The organism is Azorhizobium caulinodans ORS 571 (genome assembly GCF_000010525.1).
In the GTDB taxonomy this organism is placed as follows: Bacteria; Pseudomonadota; Alphaproteobacteria; order Rhizobiales; family Xanthobacteraceae; genus Azorhizobium; species Azorhizobium caulinodans.
In genome coordinates this window covers 793,796-805,828 of record NC_009937.1, presented here as the reverse complement: position 1 = coordinate 805,828, position 12,033 = coordinate 793,796, and the positions used below count along the sequence as shown (strand labels likewise).

General features: G+C 70.5%; 7 protein-coding genes. 1 reads left to right on the top strand and 6 read right to left on the bottom strand.

Features of this window, described 5'->3' with window-relative positions; translation table 11 throughout:
- Positions 1-47: 47 nt before the first annotated feature.
- From AZC_RS03675 to AZC_RS03665, 3 genes are all read right to left on the bottom strand, one after another.
- On the bottom strand, positions 48-1,727 hold the full coding sequence (locus AZC_RS03675; protein ID WP_043878849.1) for a methyl-accepting chemotaxis protein: 1,680 nt from the start codon (positions 1,725-1,727) through the stop codon (positions 48-50).
- 268 nt (positions 1,728-1,995) lie between these two features.
- Positions 1,996-3,102, bottom strand: a complete 1,107-nt coding sequence (locus AZC_RS03670) for a DUF2778 domain-containing protein (protein ID WP_052285846.1) — start codon at positions 3,100-3,102, stop codon at positions 1,996-1,998.
- Positions 3,103-3,518: 416 nt separating this feature from the next.
- Positions 3,519-4,148 (bottom strand): invasion associated locus B family protein, encoded by a 630-nt coding sequence (locus AZC_RS03665; RefSeq protein WP_012169248.1) that lies wholly within the window; start codon positions 4,146-4,148, stop codon positions 3,519-3,521.
- 243 nt (positions 4,149-4,391) lie between these two features.
- Here AZC_RS03665 and AZC_RS03660 point away from each other — a divergent pair, with 243 nt between their 5' ends.
- The gene (locus AZC_RS03660; protein ID WP_043878848.1) at positions 4,392-4,904 is read left to right on the top strand and encodes a flavin reductase family protein; all 513 of its coding nucleotides are present in this window, start codon (positions 4,392-4,394) and stop codon (positions 4,902-4,904) included.
- 90 nt (positions 4,905-4,994) lie between these two features.
- Here the strand turns inward: AZC_RS03660 and trxA are convergent, their stop codons facing one another.
- From trxA to addB, 3 genes are all read right to left on the bottom strand, one after another.
- On the bottom strand, positions 4,995-5,315 hold the full coding sequence (gene trxA, locus AZC_RS03655) for a thioredoxin (RefSeq protein WP_012169246.1): 321 nt from the start codon (positions 5,313-5,315) through the stop codon (positions 4,995-4,997).
- Positions 5,316-5,392: 77 nt separating this feature from the next.
- Positions 5,393-8,908, bottom strand: coding sequence for a double-strand break repair helicase AddA (addA, locus tag AZC_RS03650; protein ID WP_012169245.1), 3,516 nt, complete (start codon positions 8,906-8,908; stop codon positions 5,393-5,395).
- Positions 8,905-11,952 (bottom strand): double-strand break repair protein AddB, encoded by a 3,048-nt coding sequence (gene addB / locus AZC_RS03645; protein WP_012169244.1) that lies wholly within the window; start codon positions 11,950-11,952, stop codon positions 8,905-8,907. Before addB ends, addA begins: the two co-directional genes overlap by 4 nt.
- Between the last annotated feature and the right edge of the window lie 81 nt (positions 11,953-12,033).

The window sequence follows — 12,033 nt, the reverse complement described above, 5'->3', positions numbered from 1 at the left end:
AGCCGAACCCGGCGCGGGATGCATCCCCGCGCCGGGTTCGGAAGGGGTCAGGCCGCGCGAACGGTGTTGAGGAACCCGTCCACCTGCGTCTTCAGGCTCTCGCCCTGCTGGGCCAGCGCACGGGCCGATTGCATCACGTCCTCGGAGGCTTCGCCGGTGGCTGCGGCGCCGCGTGTCACTTCCGCGATGTTGGTGCTCACCTGCGCGGTGCCGGCCGCCGCCTGCTGGATGTTACGGCTGATCTCGGCCGTCGCGGTGCCCTGCTCCTGTACGGCGGCGGCGATGGCCTGCGCGATCTCGGCGATGCGGTTGATGGTCTCACCGATCTCCTTCATGGCCTGCACCGATTCTGCGGTCGCCTGCTGGATCTCGGTGATCTGGCCGCTGATCTCCTCGGTCGCCTTGCCGGTCTGGGCGGCGAGCGCCTTCACTTCCTGCGCCACCACCGCGAAGCCCTTGCCGGCATCGCCTGCGCGCGCCGCCTCGATGGTGGCATTGAGCGCGAGGAGGTTGGTCTGGCCGGCGATGGCGGTGATGAGTTCCACCACGTCGCCGATCCGGCTCGCCGCCTGCGAGAGGGTGCCGATGCGGGCATCCGTCTTCTGGGCCTGGCGCACCGCCTCCGTGGCGATCTGGCTGGAAGTCTCCACCTGCCGGCTGATCTCGGACACCGAGCTCGCCAGTTCCTCGGCGGCGGCGGCCACCGTCTGCACATTGTTGGAGGCCTGATCGGAGGCATTCGCCACGCCGGAGGACAGGCTCTGGGTGGAGGCCGCCGTCTGGGTCAGGGTCGAGGCTGTGCCCTGAAGGCGGACGGTGGCGGTGGCAACGCCGGAGACGATGGAGCCGACCGCGCCTTCGAACATGTCGGCGAGACGCGCCAGTTCCGCCTTGCGCTGGCGCTGGGCATCCGCCTCCATCTCCTTCTGGCGCTCTTCCAGATCGCGGGCGGCGATGGCGTTCTGCTTGAACACCTCCACCGCCTGGGCCATGCCGCCGACCTCATCGCGCCCGTCCTGCCCCTCCACCTCGGCAGAGAGATCGCCCTCGGCGAGCCGGCGCATGGTGGCGCCGAGCCGGATGATGGGCGCCGCCACCGCGCCGCGGCTGATCAGGAAGCCGATGATGAGCGCAACGAGGATGCCGCCGCCCACCACCAGGTAATTGGTGAGGCGCACACCGGCCACCTCATCCTGGAGGCGGTCCGAATTGGTGGAGATGCGGGTGCCCACCGCATTGATGACCGGGGTCGAGGAGCGGCGGTGCGCGGTGATGGCGGGCAGGAACTTCTGCGCCAGCGCCTTCGCCTCCTCCAGCTTGCCGGCGCGGACCAGTTCGATGCCCCGCACCATGTCGGCGTAGAAGGGATCGAAGCCCTGCGCATACTGGCGATAGAAGCTCGCGTTCTCGGGATCGAGCTTCGCCGCCTGCACGAGATAGTCGCGCATTTCCTTGTTGTAGGTCGCCGCGTTCTTCAGAACCGCGTCGAGGTCCTCATTGGGGAAGGTGATCGCGCGCACCAGCGAGATGTCGAAATTGTTTGCCCGCACGTTCGCCCGCACCACCGCCAGCAGCGCCGGCGACCGGTTCTCGGTCAGGTCCGCATAATCGGTGATGATCTGCCCCGTCTTCACATTGGCATAGAGCACGGCGGCCAGCGTCGTGGCCGCCATGATCAGGAGGACCAACGTCATCTTGTAGGCGATCTTCAGATTTCGAAACGACATCGCACGCTCCCAAGCCCCGGCGAATGAGAGGGCGTGCCCGGGTCTCGGTCGGGAGCCCGCAGGACCAGGAACCAGCCCCCGCTGCATTCCAACCGCGGTTCACGATGATCCGGCGTCAGACACGGCACGCCCCAGTCTGAAGGTCAGCTTAGCTGACCAAGATGGTGCGAAGCTGATGCACGGTAAGCGGGCCGGACAAAAGAAAACCCCGGCACTCGGCCGGGGTGGGATCTGGGATCGGACACTGTCGGTGGAACCGGGTCGGCACTCAGCGCTCCGCCATCTTGGCGAAGAAGGCGACGATCGGATTGTTCGGCTCCGGCTTGGTGGGCAGGCTCGTCACCACCACCATGCGGGTCACCTCGCCGCGCTTGAACGCCGCCAGGAACTTTTCATAGTCCCGGAACGATACACAGCCGTTGGAGTCACCGCGCGGGCCGAGCATGTAGGTATGGGCGAGAATGCCGTCGCGGCCATACATGGGCTGGTCGCCCACCGGCTTCATGCGGATGGCCTCGACGCCGTGGAACAGCGCCTCGCGCATCTTCAGCTCATAGATATTGGGCGGGGTCGGGCCGACCATGCGCTTGTGGACGTAGCGCGGGTCGTCGAACATATCGCCATAGCCCGAATGGGCCTCGAGCTTCTCGCCGTTCGGCATGTAGACGACGCGGCCCTTGATGTCATAGAGCGCGAACTTGTCGCCGGGGCCAGGCAGGAGCGACTTGGCCGCGTCCGCCGGAACCGGCGGGGTGGCGGCGGCCGGGGCACGATTTTCCGGCGCCGGGGTCGCACGGTCGGCGGGCTCGAGTTCCGCGAGCTGGCGGCGGCCCGCCATCAGCGGATTGCGCGTCGGCAGCGGCGGCGCCACGAGCTGCTGGCTGAGTTCCTTGAGCTGCGCCTTGTCGGCCGGCTCGTTGCCGACCCCGCGGGAGGCGAACAGCGGATTGGCGGAGGGCATGGGCATCACGCGGATGTCCTGCACCGTCGGCTCCGGAGTCGGATCGACAGCGGCCATCATCGGGCGGGCGCCGCGGAAGGCGGTGGGCTCGCCGGGAACGGAAGGTGCGAACATCCAGTCGCGCCCGTCGGCCACCGTACCGGACGAGGGAATGGCCTCCACCTCGCCCAGCGCGTGGGACCGGGAGACACGAATCGGGGCCGGAGGGTCCACGAGCGCCGGGGCGCTGGCGGACAGATCGGCGTCGGGCGAGGACACGCCGCGCGCGCCGCCCACAGCCACCATCATCACAGCCGCGGCGACGACGCCGAATCCGACGATGACGCCCGCCTTCAGGATGGGACGAAGCCTGGGCGCTGCCGCAGCCGGCGCCGCATCGTAGTCGTCCTCATCAATCCAGGCCGAATAGGTCATAATGCACGTTACTCGACTGCTTCCGGGACGGTTCACCGGGCTACGCCCCTGCCGCACATGCAGAGAGCCTCACGCGCCGGATCCCGTCACGCCAGGATTGGCTGATTACCCCGGACCCTGCGTGCAACTTCACCGGGTCTCGGTAAATAATTCGAAAACCCCCGCGCCCCGCCGTCACCTCCGCGAGCCCAACCACGCATCACGAGCATTGCGCCCGCTGGCTGCCCCTAGGCTTGCACCGGCATGCTACATGAGGCGACCGGCTTGGTTAACCCTTAAATTTCCCGCCACCATCCGCCCCTTGAAGCAGCGGAAGATGGCGAAAAAACAACACGTTGCAACCAAAGGGCCGGCCTCTGCCGCAGCGGCGGCGGCATGCTCCCGCGCGCTGCGACATTGAAGCCCACCGCGCCGGGTCAGCCCTTGTCGCGGGCCGCCAGGGCGGCCGGAAGGCCCTTGAAGGAAATTTCCAGCGCCACCGGCTGCTGGTTGCGGTCCAGGAATTCGAGCTTCGCGGGACCGGCATTCGTGTTCAGCGCCGCCACGTCGTCCGCCGAAAGATCGGCGTCGGCGATGCAGGCTCGGATGCAGAACTTGTAGGGCATGGCGATGGTGCGCGGCTTGTCGCCGGGCAGCACGAAGCGGGCGCCGTTGGGCAGCCACACGCCGACGGGAAGCTGCACCACGATGCGCATGGGTGCTTCCTTGGTCAGGCGGCCGAACACCACCTGCGCTCCGAGCTGCTGCTGGGCATTGCCGATCTGCAGCGTCTGGGCCGCCTCGCAGACCTTGGCGCCGCCGACCACCTCGGACCGCTCGCAGCGCACCACCCAGTCGTCATAGGTGGCGGTGGTGCGGGAGGGGCCGTCCTCACCCAGTTCCGGCCCCTTGGCCGGAGCGGCAGCGGGAGCAGCCGCCGCCGGCTTGGGGGCCGCCGGCTTGGGCGCGGTCTGAGCCGTCTGTGCAAGGGCCCCCGAGGCAACGATCAGCGCCCCGGCGGCAGCCCCGGCGAGCAGGCCCAGCGGACGGCGCGAAAGAAAGGACAAGAACAACATGGTTCCCCCGAAACACAATGATGAGCGTCCTGATAGCCTCCCGCACCCGCGCTGCCAATCGCCAAGAACTGACCTAATTTGGTTTGATCCAGCCTGAGCTGTGCACTCGTACCCTCGCAAAGCGGGCGCGCCCCGCCTACATTGCACAGCAACATCCGTCCCCGCCGGGACTTCAGGTCCGGAACGATCCATGCCCGCCTTGCCGCCCTCCGCCTCGCCCGCCGGGACCCGCGCGTGACCGCGCCCGCCGCCACCGCCGGCCACTCCCCCTCCGAGGGCTATCGCGCGGGCATGCGCCATCTTGCGGGCGCCGTGAGCGTGCTCACCGTGGGCGAGGGCGACAGCCGAACCGGCCTCACCGCCTCTTCGCTCACCTCCTTCGCGGTGGACCCGCCGACCCTTCTCATCTGCATCAACAAGGCCTCGTCCGTGCGCGCGGAACTCCTGGCGCGCAAGGTTTTCGCCGTGAATGTCCTGGCGGAGGGCCAGCGCCGCGTGGCGGAGACCTTCGCCGGCATGACCGGCCTGCACGGGGCGGCACGATTCGAGGGCACGCCCTGGTCGGTGATGGAGACGGGGGCGCCGGTGATCGACGACGCGCTCGTCGCCTTCGACTGCCGGCTCGACGAGATCATCGAGCGCCATTCTCACATGATTGTGCTCGGCCGCGTGCTGGCGACGCGCGTCGACGATACGGCGCGTCCCCTCCTCTACTGGCACCGGGACTTCCGCACCCTCGCCCCCTGAGTCGCTGCGGCGGCCCAAGGCAAATGGACAAACAAAAAGGCGGGCCCCGAAGGACCCGCCTTTTGCATTCCCGAACGACCGGCCCGCAGCTCAGGCGGCGGAGCCGATCCAGCTCGCGAGCTTGGCCTTGGCGGCGGCGCCCACCTGACGGGAGGCGATCTTGCCATCCTTGAACAGCAGCAGGGTGGGGATGGACATGATGCCGTACTTGGACGCCGTCACCGGGTTCTCGTCCACGTTCAGCTTCACGATCTTCACCTTGTCGCCAAGCTCGCCGGAGAGCTCGTCGAGCACCGGGGCGACCATGCGGCAGGGGCCGCACCACTCGGCCCAGAAGTCCACGACCACCGGGGTGGAGGACTGGAGCACGTCGGCATCGAAGCTCTGATCGGATACTTTTTCGACGGCCATGGGCGTATACCTCGTAGGGATTTCACAGGCGATCCACTGGATCTTGGGCTCAACGTAAGAAGCCCCTCCCCTCTCCGTCAAGGCGCGTCACGGCGGCGTGACGCGGTGTCCCCCGACGGTTCGGCGAGCCGTTCGGCCAGCCGCTCCCGCAGCCGCGCCTCCGGCAGCACATGGATGCGCGGCCCGCGCGTATAGACGAGATGCGCCTCCACCGCCCGGCCGGGGAAGGCGCGGGCGAGCACGGCGGCATAGAGCGCGAGCTGGCCCACATAGCCCTCACCAATGCGGTCAAGGCTTTGCGGCGGCACGCGGTCGGTCTTGAAGTCGGCCAGAATCAGCTGGTCGCCCGTCACCGCCAGCCGGTCGAGGCGCCCGTTCACCGTGACGAGCCGTCCGTCGGCAGCGGTGAGGCGGCCCACCACCGGCACTTCCGCAAGGCTGTGGGGGGCGAACAGACCCGCGAGTGGCGCATGGGTCAGCACGCCCATCACCTCGGCCATGACCTCGGCCCGATGATGGGCTGCCACCTGCTCGGCCACATGGTCCAGCAGACGCTCGCCCGCTGCCTCTCGCTGGTCCTCCGGCAAGGCGCCGAGGCCGGCGAGCAGGCGATGCACCAGATCACCCCGCACGCGGGGATCAAGGCTTCCGTCCGCCGGCGGCCGGAAGCTGGCAGCGGCGCTGCGCGAGGGACGTATGGCCTCGGTAGAAATGAGGACCGGTGGCAGATCCTCCAGCCGCGCCGGCCGTGGCGGGGGCGGCGCGACGGGCGCGGAGAGCGTACCTTCCGCTGGCGCCAGCGTGCGGCCGGACTTGCGCCAGCGCAGCACCTCGCCCTCCCAGCCGGTGGCGGGGACGGGCTCGGCCTCCTCGATGAGGGCCGCATGGACCAGCTCATACCAGCAGCCCGCGGGCCGGGCGTGGGTCTTGTCCTTGGCGGCGGCGCGCGTCTCGGCGCCGCAGACGATAAGGGCGTCCTCGGCGCGGGTGAGCGCCACATAGAGCAGGCGGCGATATTCCTCCAGCTCCCGCGCGGTGACGGCGGCGCGGGCTGCGGCAAGGCTCGGCGGGTCTTCCGGCTTGCGGGGCGCGAGCACGGGCACGGTCGCGCCATCGGCGGTGGGCACATGCAGCAGGCCACCGGAGGTACGGGCCTTGGGCAGATCCACCGTGTCGGCGAGGATGACGATGGGCGCTTCCAGTCCCTTGGCGCCGTGCACGGTCATCACCCGCACCTCGTCGCGCCCGCTCTCCATGTCGCGCTTGGTCTCGGCGCCGCCGCGCCGCAGGAAGGCGAGAAAGCCCGGCAGCGTCGCCGGCTCCAGGCTCTCATAGGTGCGGGCGAGCGCCATGAATTCGTCCAGCACGTCCGCCGCCTCGGGGCCGAGCCGCGCCAGCATGGCCCGCCGCCCGCCGTCGCGCCCCAGCACACGGGCGTAAAAGTCGAAGGGCCGCAGTTCGCGGGCCTCGCCCCGCCATCGGGTCAGGCGTTCCGCGATGGAGCCGTCGCCCGTCGTCACCACATCCAGCAGCCGGCCTTCGCGGCGCGGGCACAGGCGCAGGAGATCATCGTCCGTGAGGCCGAACAGCGGGCTCTTGAGCACGCTCGCCAATGCCAGATCATCGTCGGGCGACAATAGCGCATCGCCAAGCGCCATCAGGTCGAGCGCGGCGATATGCTCGGCCACCACGAGGCGGTCCGCGCCCGCCACATCGACGCCGCCGCCCGCTTCCTTCAGCGCGCGGATCACCGCCTCGAACAGGCGCCCGCGCCGGCGCACCAGCACCAGCACGTCCTGCGCCCGCATGGGCCGCCCGCCCCGCGAAGGGATGGCGAGCCTTTGCGCGATGCCCGTGCGCACGAAGGAGGCGATGCGCTCGGCGAGCCGGCTCACCGGATCATCGCCGGCGATCTCGTCCAGCGGGCGGCGCCAGTCGTCCACCTTCACCTTGGCGGCGGGAACGACGGTCGGCCACAGCTCCACCAGCGAGGGCGCGTCCGCCCGGATGGCGGCGTGGGGCGGGGCCACATTGTCGATGGTGAGGCCGGCGCTCGCCTCGGCGCGCTGGAAAATGGCATCCACCGCCTCCAGCACGCCGGGGGCGGAGCGGAAGGAATGGGGCAGGCTCACCTGCCGGAAATCCTCCTGTCCCGCCTCCCGCTGGAAGGCGAGACGCATGTCGCCGAAGGCGCGCGGATCGGCGCCCTGGAAGGAGAAGATGGACTGCTTCTCGTCGCCCACGACGAACAGCGTGCGCTTCACCCCCTCGCGGGCGCCCTCGCCGGAGAAGAAGTCGGAGACGAGGCCGCGCACCACGCGCCACTGCTCGGGGCTGGTGTCCTGCGCCTCGTCGACGAGCACATGGTCGATGCCGCGATCGAGCTTGTAATGCACGAAGGAGGCGGGCACGCGCCCCAGCATCTCGGCGGTGCGGTCGATGAGGTCGTCGAAATCGAGCAGGCCCCGCGCCGCCTTCTCGGCAGTGTAGCGGCGGCAGGCTTCCGCCCCCAGCGCCAGCGCCGCCTCGGTGCGCTCCAGCGCGCGGGCGGCCCGCAGGGTCTGGGTCAGGGCCACCAGCCGGTCGCGCTCGGCCTCCAGCTTCTCGGCGATGTGCGGGAAGCCGTCGCGCAGGCCCTTGGTCAGCAGATCCTTGTCGCTGCGCGGATCGCCATCGGCCTTGAAGAAGAGATCACGGAAGGCGGCAAGGCGCTCGGCCTCGTCCTTCGCCTCGATGGCCGCGCGCAGGGCGGCGGCGCGCTTACGGTCGTTCGCCTTGTCGGAGGTGAGATAGACGGCCTCGATGTCCGGCCAGCGGGCCTGCGGCAGATGGGGGCTGTCCAGCATCTCCCGCTCGATGTCCGCCGCCGTGGTGCCCGGCGCGACCCCGAGCACCGCCGCGACACGGGCACGCCGCTCCTCCTCCCCGCCGCCGAGCGCGGCAATGGTGGAGCGGGCGGCGATGGCGGCTTCCAGCAGGTCGTCGATGCCGCCGTCCGACATCTCCTCCATCAGCCGCGCCAGCGCCCGGCCGAGGGTGGAAGACGGCGCGCGAGCGGCTTCCACCACGAGGTCGGCGCGGATGCGGGCCATCAGCTCCATGCGGCCCACGTCGTCCAGCTCGCGGAAGCCGGCGGCGACGCCCGCCTCGAAGGGGAAGCGGTGCAGCAGGCCGCCGCAGAAGGCGTGGATGGTCTGGATCTTGAGGCCGCCCGGCGTCTCCAGCGCCGCTGCGAACAGGCGCCGCGCCTGAATGCGCAGGCCGGGCGTCGGCGGCATCCCATCCATGCGCATCAATTCGGCATCAAGCGCCGCATCATCGAGCCCCGCCCAGCGGCTCAATATCTTCAGCACGCGGTTCGCCATATTGGCCGCCGCCGCCTTGGTATAGGTCAGGCACAGGATGCGGCCCGGCGGCGTGCCCTGAAGCAGCAGGCGGATGACGCGCTGGGCGAGCACGTGGGTCTTGCCCGAGCCCGCATTGGCCGACACCCAGGCGGAAATCTGCGGCGAAGCAGCAACGCCCTGCCGGCGGGAGGCTTCCGCCTTGGCGGCGGAATCCGAGCGGGCTTCGCTCGCCGGATGCGCGCTCATTCCCCGCCCTCCTCGGCGCCCAGCGCCCATTCGCGCACGCGGGCCAGATGATCATAAGGCCCGAACCGCCCGCGCCATTGCGGGGCGGCGAGCGCGCGATAGCCCTGCTCCTCATTCTCGAAGGCGAGCAGCAGTTCCCTCAACCGCTCCAGCGCATCCTCGGCCATGGCCATGGCGCTGGACTTCTCGTCCACGCCCGGCTTCTCCCGGCCCGCCACCGCGCCGCCCTTCAGCTCCACATAAAGGAAGTTGGCCACATTCGCGGCCGGCACATCCCGGAAGCCGCCGCGTACCGCCATGGCCGCCTCCAGCGGCAGTTGCGGGGAGAAGGTCGCGCCCTGCTTGGCGGAAGGGGCGGTGCCGGTCTTGTAGTCGAGGATGTTCAGCTCGCCATCGGTGCGGATCTCGATGCGGTCGGCCCGGCCGGTGAGCTGGAAATCGGAATGCAGGAGGCGGATCGGCAGGCCGCCGCCCGTCTCCGCCACCACCCGCTTCAGGCTGGCACGGCGCTCGCGCTCGAACTCCACCACGAAGGCCGCCACCCGCTCGAAACGCGCCCACCAGATGGCGTGCTCGGCGGGGAAGACCTCCAGCTTCTCGAAGGCGCGCCGGCCATAGGCGAGGAGTTGCGCATGGGCGTCCGGCGGCAGGTCTTCCGGATAGTCCTTGGCGAAGGCGCCCAGCGCATCATGCAGCGCGCTGCCCCGCTCCGCTCCGCCCGGCGCGGCATCGAGCGCTTCCAGTGGCTGGAGGGCGAGGACGTGGCGGGCGAAGATGGAATAGGGATCGCGCAGGAAGGTCTCCACCTCCGTGACGCTGAGCTTCTTCGGCCGCAGCTCGCGCGGCGGCTTCGGCGCCGGCTGGGCAGCGCGGGGCACGCGCGGGCCGTCGTCGAGCCGCGCCGCCGCCTGCCGCCAGGCTTCGCCGCGCGCGATGGCCGCCTGCCAGAGGTCTTCGCCGGCCACCGTGGAAAGGCGCTGGAGGAAACGGGAGGGCACGCTCTGGGTGCCGCCCACCTTGTCGGGATAGGTCAGCACCACCTCGCGGGCGCCGAAGGCCTGTGCAAAGTCGTGGGCGGCGAGGCCGATGCGCCGTTCCGGCTGATCGAGCCCCAGTTCCGCCCGCATGGGACGGCTGAGCCAAGGGTCCGTGCGGGTCTCGGGGGGCCATGAGCCCTCCACCAGCCCGCCCAGCACCACCCGGTCCACCGCCACGAGGCGGGCTTCCAGCGGCCCGAGGATGCGGATGCGCTCCTCGCCCCTCTGGCGCGGGCGCACGACCCGATCCGCCAGCAGAGCAGAGATGGCGTCAGCATAGGCGGCGAGCGTCATGGCCGGGCCGGCGGGCGCGCCATCGCGAATGTCGATCAGCGCTTCCGCCAGCGAGGCCCAGGCCGGGTCGTTCGCATCGGGATCGAGCGGAGCGGTCAGGCTTTCGATGGTGGCGATGTGCGCGGCCACGAGGTCCGCGAGCGGCACCTTGCCCGCCTCAGCCAGCGCCGAGAGCGGTTCCAGCGCCGGGACCAGCCGCGCCACGAGGTCGGCCGCCAGCGCCTGACGGTCCTCGCCCACCCGCCGACGCGGGTCGCGCTCATGGACCTTGGCCGCATCGAAGGCCGCCACCGCCGCCGCCAGCCCCGCAGCGCCGGAGCGGGGACGCGGGCCGCGCAGGGCGATCAGCTCCAGCGCCGCCACCGCTTCCGCCAGTATCTCGGGCGCAAGATCGAGCGATAGGCCGGGCTGGGAGAGAAGGGCAAACAGCGGCACCGGCGCGCAGCCTTCGGCCACTGTCTTCGCCACGAGTCGGGCGAGACGGGCGGGCTGGGTCTCGGCCAAAGGCACGCCGGCGGAATCGTCGATGGCGATGCCGAAACGCTCGAGCTCAGCGGCCACCCGCCGGGCAAGGTCGCGGTCATGGGTCACGAGGGCGGCGCGCATGTCGGGCTTGGTCAACGCATCGCGCAGTTCCAGCGCCACGGCGAGGGCCTCTTCGCGCGGGTCCAGCGCCTTCACCACCCGCACCTCTGCGAGCGCCTGCGCACGCTTGGCATCCGGCAGGCGTTCGGAAAGGCTCGCCCATTGCTCGGCCGTCTCGGACTGCCGGAGCGCCTCGCTCAGCAGCGCCTCACGGCCCCAGGGAGCGGGCGTGGCGAGCGCCGTCACATCCCGCCGTTCCAGCCCGAGGGTGCCGAGGAGCTTGGCCAGGCCGAACTGAGGATGGTCCGGCGCGCTGGTGGCCTCAGCGGTGAGAAGCTGGAAGGCCGTTTCCTCCATGTGGAGGTCGAGGCCCGGCAGCACCACCGCGCCCTGCGGCAGGCTGGCGATGGCTTTCAGGAGCCGCGCCGTGGTGGGGAGCGAGCCGGTGGAGCCGGCGGCGATCACCGGGCCGGCGCCCGCGCCCAGCGCGGCAAGGCGGCGTTCCTCGGCGCCCACCAGCGCATCGCGCCGCTCGGCGGGGTCCACGAGCCCCATTTCCTCCAGATGTGCCCCCCAGGCCTGACGAGCGATGCGCAGGAACTGGAGGCTGATCTCGAAATAGGCGTCGTGCTCCTCCGGCACGAGATCGTCGAGCCGCGACCAGGCGATGCCGGCGGTGGTCATCTGGTCGAACAGCCGGCCCAGTTCATCCGCCAGCGCCATGGTGGCGGCGGGGCCGGCGGCGACCATAGCCTGCCCTTCCCCTTCCGCCAGCGCATCCCGCCAGCGGGCGACGAGGCCGGCGAGCGCGATGCGCCGGTGCACGCCCGCCACCGCCTGCGGCGGCGCGAGCAGCGCGGCCTCCTCGGAGAAGGCCAGCGCATCCTCATCCACATCGCCCAGCGGCACGATGCGCGGCAGCAGCACCGCCTCGCCCCCCACCGCCTCCAGCATGGCATCGGCAAACAGGCGTCCGGCGCGGCGGGTGGGCAGATAGATGGTGGCGGAAGCGAGCGCCAGCGGATCGCCACGCGGCGCAAAGCCCGGCACGAGGTGGCCGTCCAGCATCGCGTGGGCGAGCGTCTTCAGGAAGGGCGCGGACGAGGGGATGGTGAAAACGCGGCTCATGTCTTCCCCTCGCCTCGGGCGTCCTCGGGGCGGCGGGCCTCAAACGAATCCCCCGCGCGGTGGAGCGCCCGTTTTACGCCC

Bases quoted from the DNA above. Each gene is read 5' to 3' on its own strand.
- addA (WP_012169245.1), bottom strand. From the start codon at position 8,908: ATGAGCGCGCATCCGGCGAGCGAAGCCCGCTCGGATTCCGCCGCCAAG.
- trxA (WP_012169246.1), bottom strand. From the start codon at position 5,315: ATGGCCGTCGAAAAAGTATCCGATCAGAGCTTCGATGCCGACGTGCTC.
- AZC_RS03675 (WP_043878849.1), bottom strand. From the start codon at position 1,727: ATGTCGTTTCGAAATCTGAAGATCGCCTACAAGATGACGTTGGTCCTC.
- addB (WP_012169244.1), bottom strand. From the start codon at position 11,952: ATGAGCCGCGTTTTCACCATCCCCTCGTCCGCGCCCTTCCTGAAGACG.
- AZC_RS03670 (WP_052285846.1), bottom strand. From the start codon at position 3,102: ATGACCTATTCGGCCTGGATTGATGAGGACGACTACGATGCGGCGCCG.